This window comes from Ruthenibacterium lactatiformans (genome assembly GCF_000949455.1).
GTDB lineage: Bacteria > Bacillota > Clostridia > Oscillospirales > Ruminococcaceae > Ruthenibacterium > Ruthenibacterium lactatiformans.
Map to the genome: position 1 here is coordinate 39133 of NZ_JXXK01000019.1, position 24797 is coordinate 63929.

The 24797-nt window shown below is 50.8% G+C and carries 21 protein-coding genes and 3 pseudogenes; all 24 read right to left on the reverse strand.

Annotated elements, in window-relative coordinates; genetic code table 11:
* Positions 1-2: 2 nt before the first annotated feature.
* Positions 3-1379, reverse strand: a complete 1377-nt coding sequence (locus TQ39_RS12760) for a C39 family peptidase (RefSeq protein ID WP_050005796.1) — start codon at positions 1377-1379, stop codon at positions 3-5.
* On the reverse strand, positions 1379-2374 hold the full coding sequence (locus TQ39_RS12765) for a hypothetical protein (RefSeq protein ID WP_050005797.1): 996 nt from the start codon (positions 2372-2374) through the stop codon (positions 1379-1381). Before TQ39_RS12765 ends, TQ39_RS12760 begins: the two co-directional genes overlap by 1 nt.
* Before the next feature lie 11 nt (positions 2375-2385).
* Complete coding sequence (locus tag TQ39_RS12770) at positions 2386-3096, reverse strand: hypothetical protein (protein WP_050005798.1); 711 nt, start codon at positions 3094-3096, stop codon at positions 2386-2388.
* A 37-nt stretch (positions 3097-3133) separates the two neighbouring features.
* On the reverse strand, positions 3134-3535 hold the full coding sequence (locus TQ39_RS12775; RefSeq protein ID WP_207641402.1) for a fimbrial protein: 402 nt from the start codon (positions 3533-3535) through the stop codon (positions 3134-3136).
* A gap of 239 nt (positions 3536-3774) precedes the next feature.
* Positions 3775-4326: a hypothetical protein gene (locus TQ39_RS12780; protein ID WP_050005800.1), complete on the reverse strand. Its 552-nt coding sequence runs from the start codon at positions 4324-4326 to the stop codon at positions 3775-3777.
* An 18-nt stretch (positions 4327-4344) separates the two neighbouring features.
* Complete coding sequence (locus TQ39_RS12785) at positions 4345-5481, reverse strand: helix-turn-helix domain-containing protein (RefSeq protein WP_050005801.1); 1137 nt, start codon at positions 5479-5481, stop codon at positions 4345-4347.
* A 699-nt stretch (positions 5482-6180) separates the two neighbouring features.
* Entirely contained in the window at positions 6181-7572 is a 1392-nt protein-coding gene (locus TQ39_RS12790) for a tyrosine-type recombinase/integrase (protein WP_007862346.1), read from the reverse strand.
* Positions 7550-7987, reverse strand: coding sequence for a helix-turn-helix domain-containing protein (locus TQ39_RS12795; protein ID WP_002569113.1), 438 nt, complete (start codon positions 7985-7987; stop codon positions 7550-7552). Before TQ39_RS12795 ends, TQ39_RS12790 begins: the two co-directional genes overlap by 23 nt.
* Before the next feature lie 104 nt (positions 7988-8091).
* Complete coding sequence (locus TQ39_RS12800; protein WP_002569114.1) at positions 8092-8319, reverse strand: helix-turn-helix domain-containing protein; 228 nt, start codon at positions 8317-8319, stop codon at positions 8092-8094.
* Positions 8320-8349: 30 nt separating this feature from the next.
* A complete protein-coding gene (locus TQ39_RS12805; RefSeq protein ID WP_002569115.1) occupies positions 8350-8730 on the reverse strand; it encodes a type II toxin-antitoxin system PemK/MazF family toxin in 381 nt (126 codons plus the stop codon).
* 487 nt (positions 8731-9217) lie between these two features.
* Entirely contained in the window at positions 9218-9766 is a 549-nt protein-coding gene (locus tag TQ39_RS20355; RefSeq protein WP_006059623.1) for a sigma-70 family RNA polymerase sigma factor, read from the reverse strand.
* 300 nt (positions 9767-10066) lie between these two features.
* Positions 10067-10603 (reverse strand): hypothetical protein, encoded by a 537-nt coding sequence (locus TQ39_RS12810; protein WP_002592913.1) that lies wholly within the window; start codon positions 10601-10603, stop codon positions 10067-10069.
* A 104-nt stretch (positions 10604-10707) separates the two neighbouring features.
* Positions 10708-11264: pseudogene (locus tag TQ39_RS12815) on the reverse strand (ImmA/IrrE family metallo-endopeptidase).
* A gap of 68 nt (positions 11265-11332) precedes the next feature.
* On the reverse strand, positions 11333-11701 hold the full coding sequence (locus tag TQ39_RS12820; RefSeq protein ID WP_002569119.1) for a helix-turn-helix domain-containing protein: 369 nt from the start codon (positions 11699-11701) through the stop codon (positions 11333-11335).
* A gap of 131 nt (positions 11702-11832) precedes the next feature.
* Positions 11833-12794 (reverse strand): annotated as a pseudogene (locus TQ39_RS12825) (helix-turn-helix transcriptional regulator).
* 28 nt (positions 12795-12822) lie between these two features.
* On the reverse strand, positions 12823-12963 hold the full coding sequence (locus tag TQ39_RS21265; RefSeq protein ID WP_007862354.1) for a hypothetical protein: 141 nt from the start codon (positions 12961-12963) through the stop codon (positions 12823-12825).
* Positions 12964-13842: a DUF4261 domain-containing protein gene (locus TQ39_RS12830; protein ID WP_007862355.1), complete on the reverse strand. Its 879-nt coding sequence runs from the start codon at positions 13840-13842 to the stop codon at positions 12964-12966.
* Positions 13839-14723 carry a hypothetical protein gene (locus TQ39_RS12835; protein ID WP_008982543.1) on the reverse strand — a complete coding sequence of 295 codons (885 nt, stop codon included), beginning with the start codon at positions 14721-14723 and terminating at the stop codon, positions 13839-13841. The genes TQ39_RS12830 and TQ39_RS12835 overlap by 4 nt, the downstream gene beginning before the upstream one ends.
* A gap of 17 nt (positions 14724-14740) precedes the next feature.
* Complete coding sequence (locus TQ39_RS12840) at positions 14741-15520, reverse strand: hypothetical protein (protein ID WP_002576912.1); 780 nt, start codon at positions 15518-15520, stop codon at positions 14741-14743.
* Positions 15521-15535: 15 nt separating this feature from the next.
* Positions 15536-16398 (reverse strand): annotated as a pseudogene (locus tag TQ39_RS12845) (CbrC family protein).
* Between the two features lie 15 nt (positions 16399-16413).
* Complete coding sequence (locus TQ39_RS12850; protein ID WP_082052250.1) at positions 16414-21873, reverse strand: immunity protein Imm33 domain-containing protein; 5460 nt, start codon at positions 21871-21873, stop codon at positions 16414-16416.
* A 5-nt stretch (positions 21874-21878) separates the two neighbouring features.
* Positions 21879-22406 carry a DUF4259 domain-containing protein gene (locus TQ39_RS12855; RefSeq protein ID WP_050005803.1) on the reverse strand — a complete coding sequence of 176 codons (528 nt, stop codon included), beginning with the start codon at positions 22404-22406 and terminating at the stop codon, positions 21879-21881.
* A gap of 42 nt (positions 22407-22448) precedes the next feature.
* Complete coding sequence (locus TQ39_RS22070; protein WP_040649815.1) at positions 22449-23426, reverse strand: hypothetical protein; 978 nt, start codon at positions 23424-23426, stop codon at positions 22449-22451.
* A 675-nt stretch (positions 23427-24101) separates the two neighbouring features.
* The gene (locus tag TQ39_RS12865) at positions 24102-24788 is read right to left on the reverse strand and encodes a hypothetical protein (protein ID WP_020989793.1); all 687 of its coding nucleotides are present in this window, start codon (positions 24786-24788) and stop codon (positions 24102-24104) included.
* Positions 24789-24797: the final 9 nt, after the last annotated feature.

Sequence of the window (24797 nt, forward strand, 5' to 3'; positions counted from 1 at the left end):
AGTCAGCCAATAATCCAGAAAGGACCGCCTGCTGCCGCACGGCGGCTTGCTTCGTTTAAGATGATGGACAGATCCCAGAGCTGTTCGCTGCGTTTATAACTGGCCGGGTCAGCGACCATGATCTGGCCGTCTTTTGCCCCGCGCAGTACAATGAAGTGGCCGGAGGATGTAAAATGGCCCTCGGACATGATCGCCACGACCAGTTTACCTTCAGCAAGGGCGTCCAAAATCCGCTGGGGTTCAGATGTTGTACAGCCTGATACCGGAAGCCCCCATTCCTCTGCTGCGGCGGGGATCAATGCGTGATAGGAACCGCTGCTTTTGCACCAGTACCCGTTTTCGTAGGACCAGCGTGCCATTTTTATGGGGTCTACCATGTCATCTGTCAGCGAGGAAACAACGATAGCCATGGCGGTAGGGCCGCACCCATAGCCGCCGATGTTGTCGGTGCCGTAGGGTTGGCTGGCGTAGCGTTCATCCAGCTGATTGTAGTAAACCACCGGCGTCACTCCATCGCGGAAGGTCACATCCCCCAGTGAGGGGATGCTGTTTCCGGTCCATTCAACCAGATTTTGCAGCAATCCATCGCCAAGGAACAGACTGAGGTTAGAAGCGTAATCCGCGGCCAGTTCCTTTTGCTCGTCGGTAAGGGAAAAGACACTATCGGCAAGATAGGACTCACCGTTGTAACGGATGGTATAGACCATCCAAACCTCAATGGTTATGGTATCCTCCCCGGTCTCCGGGTCTTCGGTTGTGGCCTCACGGCTCTCCCGCGTACTGGTATAGGAGTAGAGATGTTCTTTGTTCTCCCGCAGGACGGCAGCCAGGTCATCCAGTGAAATGCGCTCAAAATCCTCATCCCGTGCAGCGCAATACTGAGAGATGATGAGATTAGCATTATAGACAAGGCCGGAGGAATAGGGATTTTTGACTTCCATCTGGTCAGCCCCGGAAGAAGCAAAGTCCGCCTCGATGCGAACCATTACATCGTCCAGCGCCTCACCCAAGATAGAATTGATGGTAAAAGTGATGTCATTGGCGCTCTCCACAATGGCAGTTTCGCTATTGAGGATAGGCTGTTCCGTGTCCGATGGCGAAAAGGCATTGAGCAAGCCGCCGAAAATCAATCCAGGCAGCATCAGAATAAACAGGACCGGAAGCAAAAGCAGAATGACGATGACGGCGATGATCTTGCCGATGTGTTTGCGTCCGGCCCAGACTGCTCCGGCGACAGCCCCATAAGGGCCGCCGGCGGCCGCGCCCTTTGCGGCGCCGGAAATCGCCTTGCCGGCCTTGATGGCGCCTTTGACCGTGTGCGCCGCAGAAGCGGCGGTGTCTACCGTTTCGGCAAAGCCGTCCTTATGTTCTTCAGCCATCAGATCTTATCCTTTCGTTTGGGAGTGGGCGGCAGCTTTTTCACGATAGACTCGTTGTAAGCAATCGAGCCGTCCGGAGCCATGTAAGGCGTCTTATCCACCGCATCGGCCGCGTACTGCTTGTACCAGGCGGTGCCATCAACCGCGTGAACGGTTGTGTACTGACCTTCCGGCGCCACATACTGGTCTGCATGATACATACCAAAAGCGATGCCTTCAGGATGTTCCGGCGTGACTTCCGTGCCGGTGATCCGCCCACCGCCGATCTCAACATTCTGGTAGGTGGGGATGTTCTCTGCTCCCGGTTCCAAAGCCGCATGGCCCATGTAGGAATGCAGAGCCTCCACGGCCTTGTCGCCGGTAATGGTCCCCATCTGCGTGATATTTCCGGTTGCGACCGAGCCGATGACATTATTGGCAAAACTGCCTCCCTTGCTCACCGACGAGGAGTAGATATGCCCACCGACGCCGCCTGCGGCACCGCCGACCAGACCGCTTAATCCAGAGGGTTTGGCATCAGAAGGAGTTGTAGCTGTTTTGACCGCATTGTTGGTAACATTCCGCTTGATCACGCCAGCCAAGCCGCCGCTGGCAAAACCAGCGCCAAATCCGGCGCCGCCGCCTTTCCCACCGCCGCTTGCACTGACATGGGTGGAATGGCTGCTGCGGCCTCCACTAAAATGATTGCTGGCGAAACTTCTGAAACCGCCGATCCCTCTGGCCGCAATCATGGCCTCTGCCAGCATACTGCCGCCGGTATGGCCGACGTTGACGCCCAAGCTAGCCATGAAAGAATCGATCTTCTGCGATACTTTGAGGAATCCGATTGCGCACATGAACCAGATCAGGACATTTCCTGAAACCGCTTCTTTACCCACGGCATCCACCTGCGCCTGAACTTCTTCTTCGGAAATGGCGAAGGCCGGCTGGCAGAACAGGCAGGAGAGAGCCGCAACCATCAGCGCAAGGAATAAAATTTTTTTGAATCTTTTCAAAGCGCCCCTCCTTACAAAGAAAGCGGGTTGGAGATAAACGAACCAACCATGCTCGTGAACAGGCGCAGGCACCAGGCATTCATCAAAAGAAGGAAAATTTGCCCGCCCAGCATCCGGCACCAGGATTTCCAGATATTCGATGTGGTTTGACTTGCGCCCATAGAAAAAGCCACCGGCGCTGTGTAGACCAGCACACCCAGCAGGACATACCGCTCCGCCGCTTCCAGCAGCAGTTTGAGGTAGTTCCAAGCTAGAATGATGACTAAAATCAGGGTGATAAGGGCCACAGCCCCGTTGGCGCATACGCCAATGATGACCAGCATCACGGAGTTGAAGTCCGCAAAACTGAGCGCCGGCAATTCCGAGTCCATGATCCAGTTGTAAGGCGTGCCGCCGATGGTCAGGACTAAATCGACGATCTCGTTGGAGAAAAACGCCAGAAGAATGAAAATGACGGACCGGATGCTCAATTTGAGCGGATCTTCCGCTTCAATGCCGGCTCCCAGGCCAAAGTTCTTAAACAGCTGCCATACCCAGTTGAGCAGAATGATACCGATGCCCAGCGCCACAAAAACACTGTACATCGTTTCAGCAGCAGGGAAATAACGGAGAAATACCGCCATATCGCATCCCAGAGCGCCTAAAACCGAGGTGCTTATCAAGTCGAGGCCTGCCATGACCTGTTCCGCGATCCACTCAACAATGCCGTCCAGAATACCCATAGTTCATGCCTCCTTCCAATGGGTATCAATGCGGCGGTTATACGTCTGTCCACTGACCTCCCTCGAAGAAGGGAACGACATAGGACAGGATAAAACCGAGGCTGTTCAGGATAGCCCAGGTTATGACGATTCGCTTGAGCCATGCCCGGCTTTCATCGACTGTTCTGCCGGAGCGGGAGAAATTCATAAGCAGTAATGCCACCGAAGCGGTCACAATGGCTGCAATGGTGGAGATGGCGAGGATCTGCGTGTAGACATCCTGCATGATCTCCTTGGCCTTCGTCCAAACATCATCTGCGGCAAAGGCCGGCTGGCAGAACACCATCGCCATCGTAACGCAAAGGAACGCCGTGTAGGCGATCCGGCCAATGGGAACTCGATGAGGCGGGCTGCTTTCATTTTCACGCCGCTGCTGTTGAGGAATTTTCAGTTTTTTCAATTTGCGGACCTCCAATCCAAATGTGATATTGACTGCTCAAAAACAGAAAGAGGCCCACATCCTTGCAGATATGGACCTCTTCCCAGCCGAAACGGGCAGCAAAAAAGCACCTTGCAAAAAGGTGCCGGCGACTGCCCGTGTTCGGGTTTGGATATAAATTTGAGCATATTCAGTCTAACACACCTGGATTTACGGCTCAAGGGCAGGACTGCGCCAATTTCATTCCCGTGTCCTGCCAATTATTTGCCTGCTGGTTTTTCGGTGGTCTTTGAGTCCGGGAAAAACTGTTCCAGCATATCCAGACTGTCCTTGGAGGTGTAACCCCACAGCACGGAGCTGAGGGCGTCAATGGCCTCCCGCCGCCTGCGATAGTAAGTGCGGAAGGAGATGTCCCGAATGTGCGGGCGCAGTTTTTCGATGATCTCTTCCACATTTTTGAGCTGCTGCGGGGAGAGGAAGGAATAATACAGCAGCCAATAATATGCCTCGCCGTTCTTGTGCCGGGTGCGCAGTAATTCGATTGCCGAATCCAGGAGTTTCAGCATCTTGTGGCTGCGCTCGATGCACTTGGCATGGTGTTCGATCTCGCTGCCGTTCAAATCGGCGCCAGCGAGATAGACGGAATCCAGGAAGTCCTCAATCGAGGTGCCGTATTCGATCTCGAACTTGGCCCGCACATGCTGGACGGAGATCTCCAGGCTCCACACAACATCACGGTATTTTTTGAGCAGTTTCCAGGTATCATGGTACAGGGGGTTTTCAGCAACATCTTTTTCAACAAATTTCTTCATGGTTATGCCTCCTTTGGTTCAAAACTCCGCATTGGGAGTAAGTGTAAGTTCAAACGAAGTGACTTGACGATTGCCGCACAAAACAGCAAGGCCGAAACGGATCGGGGTCTGTTCCCGCGCGCGGGGAAATAAATCTTCCCGGCAGTCGCCCGATAAGGGATATAACTTGTAGTGAGAGAGCTGGCATCCAAAGCAGGAAATCCCTTGTGCCATCAGGATTTCCGCCATTTTCTGAAGGATAATTTCAATGTGCGATTTTGAAACGCTGGCGAGTTCATCTGAAACGGTAACTTCATGCTCCAAAGCCAGTTCATTTTGCACGGTCTCACCGTCGTCCGGAAGCTCCAGACGTATATTGAGCGTCATAGCGACCTCCTCCTTGTCCACCATCACATCGGAAATCTCGAACATGGTAGACAGGTAATTTTGTAAATAGATCACGCTGCCATGCCGGCCCGGGAAAGCCATCAGGGAGATATAGTCCAGGCCAGCCAGCTTTTTGAGAATGCGGCCGACTGTGGCGCGGGATAGCCCCCAGCGGGCAGCCAGCTCACTGTAAGTAACCAGCGGATTCCCTGTGCCGTTGCGGAAATAGGCCACCGGGCCAAGGTCTGAGCCCTGGACCTGGCTATCGTTGTAAATGGCCGATACCCAAAGGTCCAGTACGATGTCCATCTCAGAGCATCGTCCAGAGCTGACCAGATCGGTGACGATAGAAACCGGCAGGAAAAAGAAACCGGTGTCCTTTTGGCAGGGGGCGTTATACTCCAGCACGGTGTTGTGCTTGGACCAATCGCGGACCTTGTAGCGGATCACATTGCCGCGCCCCAGCGTCTGAAAGGAAATAAGGTGCTGCTTTTGCAGTTGCTCCAGTACCATGAGCGCCTGGCACTGGAACCGGGTGCGGAACCATTGCGACAACTCTTTCAAGGTGCAGACCCATTCGCCGGGGTAGACGGTATAGCTGATACCATCAATGCGGCGGTATGAGGTGCGAAAGTTTGCATAGCTGCAAAGCGCCGTAAAATAAAAAAGGCCGGAGCCTCCGCTTACACGAATGCTCCGGTCTGCCATTAGCCGGTGAACAAATTGTCGATAGATCCGGCACCGTGGGTAGTCCACGACTTGTTTGATTTCTAATTGATAAGCTGGCATGGGAACCTCCTAATTTTAAGGTTGATTCTATTGCATAAAAATGATAAAATAAGCCCGGGATGTGCATAAAAGCAACACATCCCGGGCGGCCTCTTTGCTAATAATCTGCTAATTTGCGTTTTCGCATTAAGCTTAAAAATGCCGTCTGCTAATTTTTTGCTAATTGCGCGAAAGGTACTCCAGCACCTTGAAATTGTGCAAAATGACACAAAACGGCGTGAAAAACCAAAAACCTATTGGTCTAATTTAACACAAAACGAAGCGGAATGCAGTGTAAGGGAATCGTAGGGCAAAGAGTTAGTTGTTCTCCTAAGCGAAAGGCCGTGGGTTCGAATCCCGCCAGGGACGCCAGCAAACACGCCGAAAACCTTTGATTTATCAGGGTTTTCGGCTTTTCTTATTTCTGCGGCTTTTGTGGCTTTTTTGCAAAAAACCTTGGTTTGCTAACATTTGCTAACGAGATTTGGCCTTTTGCTAAGAAAGGCGGTAAGTCAGAGGTTCGATTTTTACCAAAGGAACTTGCAAACATTTGTTAGCAGAAATTAGAGGAAGTTGCAAACAAAATCGCGAATTTGCTAACATCGCTCAAAAATGCTTTCAGAACCTTGCTAACAAAAAAAGTGTTTGGTCACTGTGCAAAGTGGTTCAAACGAAGAAAACCTCTCACAAAGTGAGAGGCGTTCTTCTGAGGGAGGGACTTTATAAAGCTTTTGCCAGCTGCTTGAGCAGTGCGGCAGTTTCGGGATTTTTAAGCAGTTCCAGTATCTTCGCTGCATCACTTTCATCACTTTCAGTGACGGCAGTATCCGCAGTTTTAGGCTCTGTATCTTCAACAGGGTCAGGAGTCTTGGATGAGTAAAATGCTTCCTCCAATCGCTGAGCGTTTATGCAGCGATCCTCGTCGATGATGTGAGAGTAGACATCTGCAACCATTTTTACCTGAGCATGACCAGAGTCGCCCTGGACGGATTTCATATCGCCACCATTGAGTTTCAGCTTGTAGGTGATACTGGAGTGACGGAGAGAATGGAATACAACATGAGGCAGTCCGTTTTCTTTGATAAGTTTATTGAAAGCACGGTTAATCACCTGGCTTTCCATCGGACGGCCATTGCTGGAGCAAAAGACCAGGTTATTGTCGATGTATTCATCTCCAAACAGATCCATCAGCTCATCAATTTCTTTTTTTCTCTCTACCAGCATATAGGCAACTGTTTTCGGCAGGTACACGCGGCGAATACTGGTTTTGGTTTTAGGCTCTTTCAGGACCAGAGCAGTATGGGTACTGGCTATGCAAGGTGGAAACTTCTTAATAACACCTTTGTCGCTCAAATCGTCCAATGCACCTCGTGTAACCCGTTGCAGCTCTTTGTTGACGAATATATAAGCTGAACCATTTTCTATGCTCTGTGGTGCAATATCAATGCAGTCCCAGGTAAGGCCCAGCATTTCACCAATGCGTAAAGAGCAGGAGAACGCCAGATTTAAGGCAAGGGAGAGGATAGGATCATCACAGACTTCCATAGCCTTGCTCAGCGTTTCGGCAGTCCATATATCCCGTTCTTTATGTTCTTCTTTGGGAAGTGTCGCATTCAGGACAGGGTTACGGCTGATTAGTTCCCAACGCACCGCCTGATTAAAGGCACTGCGAAGTAGCTTGTGAATTTCTCTTACTGTATGCGGGGTCAGATATTCGCTTGTGGGTTTGCGGTTGTTGACGCTTACCGTTTTCACAGAGAGCAGATCACGGTAATACTTATCCATCATCCTTGGAGTGATGTCGGATAGTAACATATCTCCGATAATAGGAGTTATGTAGTTTCTCGCCAGACCACGGCGGCTTTCATATGTTGACATTGCCCAGGTATTTACACCATAGATGGACATATATTCATCGAGCAGATCGTTCAGGGTCTTTGCCGTAGGAATAAAGAAGGTTCCAGAGTCCTGCTCATACTCAATTTGCTTTTTTCGTTTTTTTGCTTCTGCATTTGTGCTGAAGGTTTCCCAACGCTGTCTGCGTTTTCCGTTTTCATCTGTGTAATCATACACCACAGAATATTTGCTTTTACGCTTCACGATAGATGCCATTTTCATTGCTCCTTTCTGAGATTTTCACATAATGAGTTTGCTTTTGATACCAGGCTTCAAAACTGCTGGTAATGATACGAATTCTTCGATCAATCAAGGTCGTCTCAAAATAGCCCCTTTTAACAAGGTCATAAGCTGTGCCAGATTTCAGCCCCAAAAGATCCGCCATTTCCGGAACTGACATCGTAGTATGCCTCCATTTCTCTCCGGGCGGTGTACCATCCACTTTTTTATAGTGGAACTGGCCGGCATACCAATCTTCAAAGCTATCCAGCATAACTCTCATTCGTCCGGCCACTTGAATTGTTTTGAAATAGTTCTTTTTAACCAACCAGTAGGATTCTACTTTACCAAGCCCAAGCATTTTGCCCATCTCTGGTACAGACATACTGGTCTTTACTCTTTGTTTTTGCATGGCTTTTGCCTCCTCTATAAAGTTTTTCTTGCTATGGCCTCATTGTAAGAGAAAGCAGAAAAAAAGTTAAGGATGTCGATTTGGAGATCGGCATCCTTGACAAATCATTCATCTGCGTGATCCAGCCAGTCATCAAAGCTCTTTTTGGAAATGCGGATATGACCGCCGACTCTGACGCTGTGGAATACACCCTGTTTTACCAGATTATATGCTGTGGGACGACTGATACCCAGAATGTCCTGAATCTCATCGACCGTATAGGTTCTTTTGTCATAGCTGACAGGATTTTGTTCATTAAAGCGGTTCAATTCCGCAATTCTTGCTTCAAACATAAAAACGCCTCCTTTATCCGGTAAGTGGCCTTACGGAGCCTCCATTTCCTCCGGAATATGAATATCTAAACTAACTTGCAGAGCATCATCAATCGCTCTCATTTCTTCGCGAGATACGCGCCCAATGTACGATAAAACACGCCTTTTATCAATCGTTTTAATTTGCTCCAGCAGAACAACAGATTTCAGTCCAAGCTCTGGAACGCTCTCCAGTGCATAGTGTGTGGGCAGCTCCTTTTTCTTAATCCATTTACTGGTGAGTGGAGCTACGATCAAAGTGGGGCAGAAAAAATTCCCCACATTGTTTTGAAGAACCAGGACAGGACGGGTGCCGCCTTGCTCTGATCCAAAATAAGGGTTCAAATTGGCATAATATAAATCCCCACGCTTATAAATCCAATCTTCTTTCATGTTCATCCTCCTATGTTTTGAGATTTGATTATGTAAGAAGGAGGCTCTGCAAATTACAGAGTCTCCTTCAATTTAGCGCCTGTTTTATCCCTTACTTGTCCACGACACCCCAGGGATTTGGGTAATCATTAAGCCGCAGGTGGCTGGCCTGCTTCTCAGGAGTTTCACCTCCACTTCGTTTGGTCTTACCCATGGCCTGCGACGGTTATTATCACGCTCGGACTATGGCTGTAAGAGAGCTTTCCTCCTTGTTATGCCATGACCGGATGCCATCCGATGTATTCCAGCCTGATATATTTCTGATAAACCGAAAACTCATCTATACAGCAAAAATGGGTTGGCCTGTTATGCGAGTGGCAGCTCTCAGAAAATATACCGCTGATGTAGCGGCTATTACGCCCAAAGAGGATCAAACTTAATGATTCGTATATGAGGTTGTCAAGGTGCAAGTGAAAGGATTTCCCTCTCACTTGCTACTGCCACTTTTTTAGAAAATCGCAACCAACTTTTTTATTTTTTCTTCAATTTTTTTCAATCGCTTATCTGCGGCTTGCCGAGTAATACCATATCGTTGGGCTAAACAAGTTGCATTTGGTATTTTCATTTCATAATAGGACAATATAAAATCTCGTTCTGCTGGACTCAGTTTCAATAGAGCTTGGTGTAAATCCTCAAGAAGTAAATTCTGAATAGCTTGTTCCGCAGTATCAACAGATTCATCCACAAACAAATCTGTATCCTGATAACCTTCCTCTGTGCCGTCACGATCTCCCACATGAGAAGCCGGGAATATAGAGCGACTTTTCTCATGTTCCTGGAGATAGCGGCTGTGGCGGTCCTCCTGTTGGTATTTTTCAAAATCTTTGCGAGAACATTCCATGATAATGCGGTCATCTTCATCACGGAACATTTTGACTGTTTCAACAAAAAAGCGCCCAGTAAAGCAACCATTGCGGCGTGCTTTACTGAACGCTGAAAAACTGATTTCCTCCCATTCCTGTGGGCTGTTATTTTTCCAAATGAATACTCTCGTCATATCCTTTCCTCCGTTCAAATTCTTGGTAGTCAGCGAATTTGAACGGTGTCATGGATATTTTGCTATGTACGCCTCCCAGCGCATACCGGCCTCCTAATACCGGGCAAAGAAAAAGGCCGGAAGTGTTTTCACCTCCAGCCATGTTCCTGCCGCCATATTGCAGCAGGAATGAAAAAAGCCCGGTTAATGCCGGGCCTTATGTAGAAAAGTATTCAATTTAGCGCATTCCTGCCACTATAACAAGTATAGCAGGTCGGAAGTCGGAAGGGAGTAGGGATTAGGTCGGGGATTTGTCGGGATTTAGTCGGGATTTAGTCGGGGCAGCTCCTCCAGGACTTCTGGAATAGAATATCCAAACAAGCAAACAGAAAATAAATAGATGGCTTCTCGTTTTCGGTCATAAAAGACACTGCGCTCTATATTTAGTTCTTCCAGCAATTCTTTCTCTGTACTGTTGAACCGATAGATAAATTGCTTAGTCAAAATTTCATAGTAAAGTTCTCCTCGATCCGGATACCGTTTCAGACGAAGGAGTGCACGGTCAATAATATTGACTAGCATTTGATTTTGAACAAGGCAGCAAACTTTTTCTTCAAAGGCTTGCAGTTCAATATCTGGTGCAAAATTTTCAAGATAGCAGAGGCCAGACTCTATATCTTGTTCTCCCATAATCCAAGCAGTTTCTTGTAATTCTTCTGCCCGTTCACTCAGAACCCAGACTACATCACGGTAAATCTTTAGAATCAGCTTACTTCTATGAAACGCAGCGTCGCTGTTAAGCCCCAAAGCTGTTAGCCTGCTGTTACATTTTTGGATTGTTGTGCTTTCTTTTCTCATAGAACATCCCTCCTTGTTCGCAATATTGCGAACATATTAGGTACAAAATAGCATAGCAGAGGAGCGTGAGAGAGGGCAGTGCCTCTCTCTATTCCCCCATTTGGTTATATCAGGTTTCTGGATTTTAGACGAATCTGCATTGCTTGCTTGGAAACCTCAAAAATATTTGCCATTTCAGCAATGAGCTGTTCATCTGTCCGGCCTATTTTAAGCCGGTAAAAACATTTTTTGATCTGCGGTAAAGGCATCAGCAGAGCAGAAGCCAGAGTATCCGCCTGACGCTCAATTATGCCATGACTTTCGTCGGAAGAAACATTTCCGTTATAAGCAGCAACATCTCCAGTACCAGAGTACAACTTCTTATGTAGTACCCAATGAGCCAGCTCATGGGCACAGGTAAAACGGAGCCGCCCTAATTTTGACGGATCACAAAGCCGTTCATCAATTAAGATTGTACCGGCTCTTACTGCAATCATTCGATACTGTCTCTGTATCTGGTCATATAAGACAACAGCACCGTCATCGAAAATTGTTTCCCCTAATATCTTGGGGTTTTTCTTAGTGTATGAAACTCCAGGATTAGATCAAACTTTGTCTCGATAATGGTTTCGATTGGCACAGGACATGGTTGCCCGGATAGCAGAGAGGGATCATATTCCATCAGGATTTTTCGCCCTACTGCCTCGATTGCTTCTGTACGGATTTGTGGAATTGACAAAGCTCTCCCCCCTATCGTTTACGCTCCTTTAGCATTTTCATAAATGTCTGCCATTCTTCATCGGTAGCATCTACTTCTTTTGCCACACGCAAGGCTGCCCGAACAATATCTTTTTCCATGATATAGTCTGGCAAATCAGCAGATACTGTATTGCGTGATTTTGCAGCCAGATCCAAAAGCAACTCATGTTCTGATTTATCCAAATTCAGAAAGGCAGAGATGCGTTCCACAAAATCTCCATTGGGTGCAGGACGGCGGCTTTGCTCAATATCACACAGATAACCGTAAGCAATATTCAAATGCTTGGCTGTATCGCGTAAATTGAATTTGTGCGCCTTGCGTTTCTCGGCTATAAATGATCCAAAAGTTATATTGCCCACAGCATTCACCTCTCATTTGTTCGACGAACTGCGAACATCTTGCTTATATTGTATATCGAACATCTGTTCACTTCAAGGATAAAAATTTCATTTGAAAAGAGGTGTTAAAAATCAATAACACCTCTTTTGCGCTATATAAATTCCTGAGCGATTTGCTGCATTTCCGTAATGCACTCTTTGGGAGAGAGAATTTTTATTTTCCCTTTGAATTTGAATATCCAGCCATAAAAAGTTCCACTGGGGTTCACTTCAATTTTGGCTGTGAAGTGTGTATCATCATACCTATCAACAGCAGCATCTTCTCCATAATGATCTATGATTACTCTCATCAATTCGTTTTCACATAGAAGGGTTACTTCCTTCGATGACTCCGATGTAAACATATCAACCATTTTATTTGTATAGGAGGCTACATCAAATCCCTCTATCGGCATAAAGTAAGTTTCCAGATTTTCTACACTTGTTAGCCGATCTACACGGAAGTGAGCAATTTTCTGATGCTTCAGAGAAAATCCAATCAAATAGTAATGGTCATTTTTCCATTCAAGCGCATAGGGATTTACGACATAATAATATCCATCGTGCTTTAAGATTTTCTTTTTTCCTGAGTATATTCATAGTATTGGAACCGAATTTGCTGATGGTTTCCAATCGCTGTTTGGATATTATCAATGATATAGTAAACCTTTTCATTATGCGGTTTGACACGGCTGGATAAAGCAGCAAATTTTTGAAGCTGTTCTGCCTGATGTGTGCTGGTCAGACGGCATAATTTCTGTACCAGTTCCTCGGATTTCTTGGCAGAAATGATCTTCGAGGATGCTACTGCGTCTGTCAGCATTTTCAGTTCAGGATACTCAAACGGTCGGCTTCCCATAAAATATTGGTTTTGGGTACTCTTGACCACCACAATATCAATCCCTGCATCGATCAGCGCATTGGTATCTGCGTAAACAGTCTGCCGCACTGCCTGAATTCCTTTTCCATTCAGATGGGCAATGATGTCAGATACTGTGGCGGGATGGTTTTCATCGGTCCTCTCATAGAGAAACCGGAGTAATTCCAGTATCCGCATATTTGTTGAATTCTGCATACTTCACCTCCTCGATTCTTAAAATGGCCTATTTTGTATGGTGTCCAGCCCCAAAGACCAGAAGCAGGGCGACAGCACAGAGAAGCAGGCCGATCCAATTTCGATCTATAATCAGCTTGATCACCGCCACAAGCAGAAGTCCGCCTGCCAGGAGCACAACGCCATTCATTCAGCGTCCTCCCGAAGCATAGTTTCCCATGTTGATGTCCAGCACCCCTCTGGGCGGCTGGATCAGGGAGTCCTCATACTGGCACTTCCACTGGACCTCCCGGCACATCTGGCTATCCGCCACGCCGTCTATGGTTTCCCCATCCTGAATGGGGTTATCATGCTCCAGAATATAGGACGCTGCATTATAGGCGTGGTTTACCACCCAGTTGGGGTCCATGCCGTGGAAGTGGTACTGGAGATCCGGCAAAAACAGGGTGCTCATGCCCACCGTGTCGATGAGCATATCCTCCGTGCCCTCGATGTTGAAGAAACGGACATTGACGCCAAAGCGGATGAACCGATCCGGCCCCTCAATCTGATGGGAGCGCACATCCTCTGCCAGAAACAGCTTGCCGCAGTTCTGGAAATAGAACGCCTCACAGGTGGGGTACAGCTCTGCCAGAGCCTCCAGAAAGTCGGCATCCAGGTTGGCACGCTCCAGCGCTGGAAGCGCCGCAGTCAGCATATCGGTGGCCACCACCTGATATTTGCACTCCCGGAAGATCCGGTCACGGTCCTCCTGGCAGTCCCACATCTGGCTCATCAGAAAGGCATCAAAGCCTTTGCCCTTGAACTTGTCGCATTTCATCACCATCAGCTGTACCGGGTACTTGCCGTCCTGAAATTCCGCGACATGATCCAGGGCGGCAAAGCCGGCCATTTTCTTATCATAACAGAAGCACTCTGTTGATCCGATGTGCTTCTCCATTATGGCAGTCATTTTTTCTTTATCCGGCATTTCTACCGGCTCTTTGAACAGCATCTGAATGAGATAGGGACCTCCGGGCTGGGGGCCTTTTTTGTCGTCCAGATTTTGCTGGAAAGCTTTATTGCTCATTTGGGTTCCTCCTTCTTTTCTGGGAACAGTTTCCACCGAAACTCCAGCTCTTTCTGGACAAACTCTTTCGGCAGGCCGCGGGGGTTGGCGATGAGATACCATACCCGAAAGGTGCGCTTCTTCGGATCTGTTTCCTGCCGGTAGAGCTGATAGCCCGCCTCATCCTCCTGTGTCCACTGTCCTGTCTGCCGCTTGGCCTGCACAAAGGGTTCCACCACCTGGTCCAGTTCCTCTCTGGTGCGGCTTGAGGCCCAGGCTTGATCCACATCATTGGCGTGGGAGAGGTGGAACAACATCGAACCCATCCAGTTCTTTGCCTTGTGTCCAGGCGTTCCGCGCAATTCCGCCTGACGGCGGTACTCCTCCATCTGCTCCGCCGTTCCGTACCGTTCCACCATCTGCTCCCGCACATAGATGAACCAGCTGTAGTCCTCCGCCTCGGTGAAGGGGGCGCAGACCGGCTGTAATGCCTCCACGGGGTCTGCCTCGAAGCGGTCGATGAAGTCGAGGTAGTTGGCTTTGACCAGGGGCAGAAAGGTGTCCAGCAGCCCGGTGTTCAGCCGCAGGTCCTCTGTCAGCATCCGAAAGAATGAACCGCCTGTTGTGGGTTCAATTCTGAAAGAGTAGAGGTAGTCATCTCCCTGCTTTATGATACAGCTGAAGCCCACCTCCACATTCCCATGGCCGATTTCGTAGTCTATGTAGTTGTAGCGGCTCCGGTCAAACCAGATCTGATAGGTCAGCCCGTTTTTCATTTTCTTTTTGAAGTCGCCCTTTTTCAGACGCTTCCAGCCCTTTTCCTCCAGGCCCAGGCCGTTCCACAGGTAGTCCAGAAGTTCCTGAATTATATCTGCCGGCCGTTTTTGTTCCACGGTCTCCACCCCCTGACGAATTCTCTTTAATAGTCAAGCAGGATAGGCACCTGCTGCTCCTCGGCAAACCGCATGGCCCGCCAGAACATGGAGAAGGCAAACTTGGCAAGGGATTGAGTGTCATACTGGGTGTGTTCCGGGATGTCTGCCTTGCTGTACTGTCCATCTGAGTCTACGGTTCCGTCTACCGGGTATCCCTCCGTGTCTGCCCAGCCAAGGATAGTGTCCTCATCGGCCTGCCACGCCAGCTGGTTCAGCTTTTCCAGCTCCTTCCGCAGTCCGCCCAAGGTGGCGATAGCGGCGGTGTCATCGGTAGGCAAGGACCCTTGGAACAGAAAGCTGTCAGAAAGAGGGAGCCACCAGGTAGCCCCACGAAACAGGGACCACACCCGCTCCTCATCTGATGCAAGGCGGGCGACCAGAGGATGCTCCCCGAAGATCCAGTCCTTCTCCACGGTGGAAGGCACCGGTTCCTCGTATGTACGACAGGCGGCCACCAGCAGCATAGCGCCGAAGGCATCCCAATCCGGCTTGTCGGTGTAATAAGGTTTCTCATTATCTTCAAGCCAGGGAGCGTAGGGGGGCTGGCCCGGCTGAGAAATGGCGCTCAAGATCTGATCCCGCCAGTTCTCCACCGCCGCCTGGACCTCAGCCGGGGACATTTCTTCCTCGTTATCAGCAGGTTCCCCGTCCGGGGTGATGCGGTTGAAAGAGTATCCGTTTTCCTCCGCCCACTGCTGCACAACAGTTTTCCAGTTGTGAGAATAGTACCGGGTCAGCGTCCCGGCGTAGATGTCAAGTCCCATAGTAATGTCTCCTTTTCAATCAAAATCCATCCAGACCAGGTGTTTTCCGCAGTGGAGGCACTGGAACAGATAGCATTGCAGATGCCCGCCATTGACAGATTCCCGGATCATTTCTTTTTGCTCATCGTCCCACATCGGATCGTCCAGTACCTCCTCCAGCACACCCAGGGCCCGCAGTTCTCTGGCACCCACATGGCCCAGGTAGGCGCAGTAGTCGCCGCAGTGGGCGCGCCAGTATTCCTGCTGCCAGCCGGAGTAGCCGGGGGTGCGGTGGATCAGCTCGTCCAGCTTCTCCGGATCGTCTACACCATCGTCCACAGAGAAATCATCTTGAAAACTACCGTCATATTTCCGGGCTGCTTCGCCGTTGGCGATGCACTCTGGGCACAGATATGCAATATCCTCCACTGAAAAGAACGGATTGGTATAGAAAATATGGGTCGTCTTGCCACAGCAGTCGCAGACAACGCCGTCTGCGGATTCCTCAAAAGCCCCAGTTTCCAGAGGGTTTGGGTGATACCGGAAGGCGGGCAGGCCCAGCTGGGCCTGCCGTTCCTTCTCTTTCTGCTTTTCCTCCGGCGTTTTGGGCTTGGGGAGAGCATAATGATTGCCCCAGTTTTCCGCATAGTCCTTCAGCGTGCCCAGCCGCTTGAGGGTCTTTTTATCGGAACGATTTCCGATTTGGCAGAGCAGTTCATAGGCATCCTTCTTGAAGTCCAGTAGATCATACACATCCACCAGCACTTCCTTGGCCTGCTGATCCTCACTCTGCTCAAGTTCTTCCTTGAAGGTATATAGAGCGCGGACACTGTCCGGACCTTCATTGGTCGCAACAAACTGTTTTTTAGTTCGATATAGGTTTTTTGATATTCTGTCATTGGTCGCACCTCCCATCAATCCCACCAGAAATACCAGACGGTGGACTGCCACAGGACAGCTGCCAAGGAGCCAATGCTTCCATCCTCATTCTGATCCAGATCTGGGCAGAAACCATATTGCTCCACAGCCACCTCCATAGCTCTTTCCTTGGAAATCGGAGTTGGAAGTTCAAACTCCAATTCATCGTGGCTCATGGCGGCAGGGATGGCACCATGTTGCTCGAACCAGTATTTCGCCACTGCCATCAGGTCCGGTGTGTCGGGACACTCATTCCAATTTCCAAAGGGCAGGTAGGCGAAGATCTCCCAGGGGTTCTTTACCGGAATTTTAGCCAGAATGAGCGGATATGTCATTCCGGTATCATCGTTCCAATAGTTTGCGAAGCGGTCGTTGGGTTCTCCGCCCTCCATCTCGCCCAGGACTTCCTCATCCCAGTCCAGATCATCGTCCTCGGCTTCTTCCTTGCGCTGACCGGTCAATTCCTCCAAAATCGCCTTTCCGTCCTTGATGGGAGCGGAGAGCATCTTCTTTCGATACTCCTCCACGGTTTTGAGGTCAAATTCATAGAAGTCCGCATCATGCTCCGGGTCAGCGTTCATCACCAGACACTCCAACTGCGTTTCATCATCCGCCTGGATAAGTACGGGAACAAAGCCCTCCCGTACCCCCAGCCGCCGGGCGTAGCTGTATGCTGACATGATGGGATCATCATCTGCCATAGACGGGAAATAGGTACACTCACAGTCCAGATACTCCATAATGGCCTGCGCCACCTCGGAAGGCTCCAGCGTATCCTCGTCAAAGTCCTGTCCCTGCCAGTTGGTGAAGCGTTCCTCAATTACCTCTGCCATAGCCTGATAGTAGTCCTCGTCAAAGGGGATGAATAAGTATGCCTCCTGTTGAAATTCATTGGAGTGGTATCGGGACGGACCAAAATATTTCAGGGCATAGTCATCAATGTCGGCAGGATAATAGGGCGCATCAATTTCTCCATAGTAATAATGGGCAAAGGCACGGCCTTTCTGATTGAACAGAGCCGAGAATAGACAGCCGAACAGCTCCTCCCGGATGAATGTTCGTAGGTCTGTGTTGCCTGGATCGGCTTTGACCTGATTTACCACTTCGCCATGCTCCGCCAGGAATTTCCCGCCCATCAGGTCATGCTCCATGCACCAGCGCAAATAAATCGCCATGTGGTTGTAGGCGTTGATGGGGTCAATGGGAAGCTCCTTCTCCTCAAGGTTCTCAATATGATAGGAAACATCATCCATTCCTATGCTGTCATCGTCATCCTCCGGATCTCCCTTTATAGGCTCGTAACCGATCTTCAGGGTCATCTGTTCCTCTGGCAGAGAGACACCGGGGCTGCGGGTGATGGTGTGCTTATCGTCCGCAGAAAAACCGATGGTCTCGCCGTCTTGCAGCGTCACATCACACGCCAGCACATAGGAGGCAAGGCTTGCCAAAAAGTCCCGTAGTTCCTCCGGCTCAGCGTCGGTGTTCAACACCTCCATTTCCTCCTTGCCAAACACATCCATGCCGTAGGTGTAGCCGTTTAGGCCCCCCTCGCTCCGGTACAGGCCGAACCAAACCCAGTTGAAGATGGGCAGTTCGTCCTTTTTGAGCATATCGGCAAGGCCCTCATAGAAACGAGGCTCAAATACCACGCCGCTGGTGTAGACACCGGTGGCGTATTTCTGCTTGCAGCACACTGCCATCGCCTTGGTGAACAGCTTACCTCGTTCCAGCAGTTTTTCCTCCTCGCCCAACACAGCCACCATGATATGGGCCTTGTGCGCTTTGGCCACTTCTACGGCCTCTGGCCACATATAGTTGTTTTCTGCGTTGATCTCTGCTTCATTGTCCGGGATGTGACCGTGGAATAGTGTCACAATCAGCATCATATTGCCGACCCGCATTACCACAGCGTCATCGCTGTTCTCAACATCTTCGTCGCCCTCATCCGGCTCCTCATCTACGATACCCCATTCTTCCCGCAGATCTCGAATCAACTGCTCCTTGTCCCACTCTGCTTTGGAGAGGAGCACAGATCCGGCAAAGGAACCCTTATGGTCGGTTTCCTCCTCGTCGGCGTCATCTTCAAGATCCTCTGCATCTTCATCCGGATCATAGAGGGATTCATGCTCCAGTCCGCGGATAAATTCCTCAAAGCTGTCTGCCAGATGGGTAATTTTATAGTCATTTTCCTGATCCACATGGACTACCGCAGGCTCTCCCTGAGGGCCGCAAGCCCGGTAGTCCAGGAAAATCATATCGTGTCCGGCGCTTGGACAGTCGCAGATGGCCACACCGATGGCAGGATACTCCCACTCAGCGATCATAAACTGGCTGCCAAGCTCTCCACAGAGGGAGCAGCTCTTTTCCCGTCCGATTCCGAAAATGCCGGTGATGGCCACATGATCATCTGACCAACAGGTAGGCTCATCGCAGGGATAGCAGGTGTTCACCGGAATGCCGCCGTTGTGCTGCTTCATCAGCCAGATGTAGGCGGCGGGCAGCTTGTAGCCCAGTTCCTCCTCCACGCTGGCGATCAGCTCATCGGAAGGCGGATCACTGACATATTCTTTCAGTGCATACCAATTATCATCCCAGAAGTTGGTGAGGTCGAAGCCCTCAAATGGAGTATCACCGGGCACGAATTTGGCCTTCTTCTTCCGGCTGCGCTGGCGTTTCCGGATCTCCGCCTTACACTCCCGAATTACTGCCGGGGCATTTTCGTCCTCGGGGTCCAGCTCCGCCCACCGCTCGGCGTAGGGGATGGCCTTTTCCTCCTGACCATAGAGATACTGATAGCCATAGGCCATCCGCATATTCCACTCCGCCTTGTCCTGGCCTTCCTCCCGGACGGACTCCAGCACCTCAATGGCCCTCAGGAGGGCTTTGTCTCCCTTGGATTTCAAAGTGCCTTCGTCATGGTCCCCGATGATGGCGTAGTTCTCCAGTGCACGGGCCAGGGCGTAGGCGGTGCGGTAGTTTCGCCAATCCTCCGGGATGGCATTGAGTGCCTGGATACAGCGGGTGTACTCGTCTTCGTCGTTCCACTGCTCCAGCTGAGCGAAGAATGCTTCGGCGTTCTGTTGGGTATAAGGAATATAGTCCATGCCTGTCAGCGTCTCGTTCAACTCGTCATCCTGATTCTCAGTTTCTGGCCCATCATCTTGTTGCTTTAGAGGTACAGAACCTGCTTCACGGCGGAAGGTGTGGAAGATGGCCCATGGGATGTCGCTGCCCTCGAAGAACTCCTTTGCCATCTGGAGCGCCGTGCGGATGTCCCAAGCGATGAAGTCCACATAGCCGCAGTAGAGGCCGGTTGCCCCGCCGGTGAGAGTGAGCACTTCCGATCCTTCATCAGTGGCAAACACTTCTTCCAGCTTGTCCCGGAAGTCGAAGATTTTCTGACTGCCTTCCTCCTCCCGCAGGGTATTCAGGGGATAGCAGAAGAAGCCCGCCACCGCGCCGTCGGCATGGAGATCGTCCATAAAATCATTGTCGGCATTCAGATAGCCGTTGATGAGCGGCACACAGCAGGTGGAACCGGCCATTACATCCAGCCGCCAATCGGCGTCCGGGTCCTGTTTGGGTTCCATTTTGTAACCAAGGTAGCTCTCCAGATAGGCTTCCGGGTCGGTGGAGAGCTCCAGGCCCTGCTCCCGCAGTTTGTCGGGCAGCTGGGACAGGAGGAAGGACGGCTCTGCCTTGGGTTCCTCCAGCACATCAAAGCTGTCTATGTATCTCATGTGGGGGATCTCACCCAGCACCTGATCGGTGAGGGTGGTGAGCATCCACCAGGCCCGGCCTTCTTCCTCCCGGAGCATAGGCAGCAGCTTTTCGCAGTAGGCGGAGATGGCGAAGCTGTTTTCACCCTGCTCCTCCAGCCAGATCTGCACATCATCCCCGGAGATGTCCCAGCCATCTTCGGTACGCAGACCGATGTTCTGGAGGGGCTGACGGCCTACAAGGATGTTCCAGTGCTCCAGCACCTCCTTGGGGGCGTGCTTCTGGAAGTAGACCAGCTCAAACAGCTTGACCTTGTCGCCCTCCGGGGTGAGGATCAGCTCATACTTCTCGCCATTGAAGCCCATCTCGAAGGAAATCTCGTCAAAGACCAGATTCAGGGTTTCCTGCATTTGGGCCACGAGTTCTGCGCCGCGGGTGTGGTCCTTGTCCTCATCCATCATCTGGCGCAATTCTGCTTCCATCTCGGCAAAGGTTTCCCACCAGTCCTCTGTCTGCTCCCGGAAGCACTCCGAGAATTGCGGCAGAGAAATGCTCTTTTTGCACGAGTCGATCAGTTCCTCCATGTCCTGTCGGGTGTTGAGTTTCGGATCATCACCAGGATGCAGTTCCAGAGCTTTTTCAAAATATCGCAGAGCGCGGCCCTCCTGATCCAGATAATAATAGGCATACCCCATGCGGAAATTCCAGGAATAAGTATCTCCCAGTTCCTCCTCGTGGGACTGCATCAGTTCCAGCGCCCGGTGAAGCAGCTTCTTTCCCTCCGGCTCGCTGGGGTCCGCCAGATTGTTGTAGGCTCGCGCCAGCTCCATATCCATTTCCGGGGTACGCTCCTCGGCAGAGATTGCCTCCAGTGCGTCAACGATTTTCTGGTGTTTGTCCTCCTCATGCCACTTCTGGCACTGCTTCAAAATATCCATATCCGGGTCCTCCTCGTCCTCATCTGGTTTCCAGTCTTTGATCTGCTGGAACACGCCGTTCTCATCCCGCTCAAAGGCGCAGGGGGCGGGGGTGTTCAGCAGAGGAATGATGTCGGGATCGTCGTTGCAAATTGTGTTCAGCTTGTAAATCCCGGCATTGTTGGGGTCGTCCATGTACGCCTCGCTCTCGTCACCGGCGGTAAAGCGCCAGCCGCTGTCCCAGCCGCCGTCCGGATTCTCCCGGTAGCAGTAGCCAACCTTGTAGCCCTCCACCGTAATGCGGTTGGTGGCGATACAGCCATCGGCGCCCTCCCAGTCAGGGAGCAGAGATTTCACATCCTCCGCTTTCACATGGTAGTCCCGGTTGCGGCCAGCGGCCTCGTACAGCTCCTTCCGCAGCGACTCCACATCCCGAGCCATCTCCTGGATCTCCTCGTTGTCCATCATCTCACTGAGGTCATATTCCAGCGGATTATGGGCAAAATCCGCGAGGGCCTTGTTCATGGCGTCATGCTCCTCTGGCGTGACGGTGATGCGGATGTGGCGGGCAGGGGTGTTGTACTCGTCCAGATCCTGAAGGTTTACACTGCCGCTGACGCTGCACTCCAGCAGGATGGCGGCCAGGTCGGTGACCACATCAATGGCGAAGTGAAAGTCCATCTCCACACCATCGGAGTGTGTAAACTCCAGGTACTCCACGGTCTGGCGGAAGTCCCAGTTTTGTTTGTCCAGCCCAATCTTGGCAAATATCTCGCTGAGGGGGATCTCCTCTTTCTTCTGGTCTTCCAAAAATGCCACAAGGTTCAGACTGTCATCGGAACCGCCAATAAAGTTGCCCCAGTATTTTTATTATACATTTGTCGTGCCTCCTGTTCTGAATCCAGTCGATCAATGAGCTGATTCAAGTGTTCCAACCACGCAGGAGCGATCTCACCGCTGTCCTCGTTCTTCCAAAGATCCACAATCTCACGGATGCCGTCCTCGTCCGGCACCTCGTTTTTGATGTCGGTGAGCTGCCGCAGCAGGAAAGCAAGGGCTTCTTTGGATGCTGTGAAACCGGTGACTTTATCCCATATAGCTTCTTCATGATCGTAGTCCAGTTTGCTGTTATCCTTCCATTGGAAATACAGCTCCGCCAGAGCCATCGCAGTATTGTCAAAGAGGAAGTCGATTTGTGAGAAGTCAGATCCCAGCATGACTTCCTCTTTCATCAGTTCGATCATCTCGCCCAGATCCATTACCGGATGCTCCGGTACATATTCATTTTTGAGGATGTCCAGTACATCCAACCCTTCGTCACGCTCTAATGCTTTTATGCCCCATGCTCCCATGTCGGCACCTCTCTTTCTTTATTTCGTATCAAGCTTCTATTGTCAATCATAGTTCTCCAACCGAATGATAGGCCGATAAAAGTCATAATCTCCGTTTAGTTCATTGTCCTCCTGCACTTCTGGCTTACAGTGGGGCGAACAGGGTAGGAAACCGAGAAATGGGCCCAGCCCACCGCAGATATTGCATCCGCCGTCACCGCCGCAGGTGGTAAGCCTATCAGCCTGCACCACTTCCCGCATATAGGGATCGTAGGCGATGGACAGGCCGAAGAAGTTGGGTTCCTCCATGTCATAAGGCCGGTTCTCATCCTCATCCATATCCTCAAACCAGCGCAGACGCATGGAGTAGTCTAACCCATCTCCCCATGGGAACAGGGTCCGACACCCTCCGCCGCACAGGTAGGCCCACTCGTCCGCCGTGGGCAGGGAGAAGCCCCTGTTTTCCAGCATGGCAAGAAGCGCATCGTAGTCTGTGCGGTTATAGATACAGATCTGAAAGCCCTTTTCCGTCCGCTCAATGCGGGCCGACTGATGCAAGGTAAGACTGCTGCTGTCACTCCAGGCAAAATCACGGAATTCCTTCAGCCAGTCAGGGTGGGCAGTCAGCCTGGGATCGTCCATTTTGACTGGCTCCCAGTTAATTTCCTCCAGTTCCCGGCCCACCAGCATGGGGCCAATGGCCGCCTGCCGAACGGGAGCCATGCTTTCCCGAATCATCTCCTCCGGGTTCTGCGGTTCCATTTCCCATTCCCGGAACAGATACTCCAATTCCTCCCGGCTCTCCTGATTCAGTCCCTCGGCAAACTGCTCCCAGCCCAGGGTGACGGTATCGCCGGGGACAAAGACGAACTCCCGACCATCTTTCTTGAAGATGCCGGTGGTGCAGCTCTGGCCCCAGCGGTCAAAAGTATGTAGACCGAGAAAGGTCATATCATAACGGGCAGCCAGGCTTTCCATCAGTGTCTGCTTCTCGGTTGTATCCATTTGATTGAATTGGGGACGGGACAGTTTTTCGTTCATAGTAAGTTCTCCTTCGATTCGTTTTGCGTGTTCCAGCAGATAGCTCCGACCATCCTGCTTGGCCCGTTCCAAGTATTGTGGAAGCAGGTCGGAATGGATGGCGTCCAGTGAGACCAGAACGGCGATCCGCTGGTATTCCTGAAGTTCAGGAGAGTAACAGTTGCGCTCCCAGAACAGCGGAGCGAACTGTTCCACACAGTCAGGACGCAGAGCGGGCATCGCCAAAAGCGCCCGCCGGCTCACATATTCATTGGGGTCCTTTGCGAAATCTAGAATTATATCCCTGACTTCCTGACTACATGAGCATTCCGGCAGATAGGCGGCAAACTGCCACTTGGCCTCACTCTCATTGGAGGCTGCGGCCCTGCGGCAGAGGCACTCAAACCATTTGGGATGGGAAGTGGTTTCCTGTATAAATCCCTCCGCTTCGTTGGCTCTGGCAATTAAATAGACCATCTCATCCAGCAGAATGCTGTCTGCCATTTCTGCATCCATTTGGGTCAACACATGGCAAAAGGCATCAAATATATCATTCCACGCAGGGTAATCGACCTCCCATGCACCGCCGATCTCCTCGGTGGTTTTTCCGGGATAAGTGATTTCCTGCCACTGATGAAATTTTCCTACCTGCTCCAGCAGGCGTTCACGAATGCCCTTTGCCATGTGCTCACCTCACTATTCTCCGAAATGTTCCAGATACAATTCCCGCACGGAATAAGGACCTACAAGGGTTGTTTCCTGTCGGCCATCCCAGGAATACACATGAATTTTGCCCTCGTCCCCAATGTACTGCTGCTCCTCAAAGGATGCAGGGAAGGGGAAACTTTCTACCACGCTCCAGTCAATCTTGGGTTTCAGCCCATCAAACTCCTCGCACTTGAGCCTTTTGAAGTTGAATACCAATGCTGCCCCGATTCCATCGAACAGCAAGTCTGCGTATTCTCTGGGGGTGATGCTCTCGCTTACATTGGCAGCGTCAACATTGACATCCAGAACTTTGTTGCCGCAGTTTGTCCAGATTTTATCAGGAGAGAACCAGGTGGTGCGATCCTCAGTGTCTGCAAAATTCTCACGGGGATACCATCCGTTTGCGCTGTCCGGCTTGACGCCTTCCAGAAGCGGCCCATTATACGGGGAAAGCGGATAATATTGGTGCCGCACCGGATCAAATCGGCCAAAGGCAATTTTCAGCAGATACTTGTGCTTTTCGCTGCGCATGAGCTTATGGGGCTTCACGATATGTTCCTCTATCAAACTCCAAATGTACTCATCCACATGGATGGATACACGGGGGCGGCCGAATAGTGTGATTTTGTTGGTGTCTGTATCCACATTGAGCCAGACGCGATTGATTTCAACCATTGTCATTCC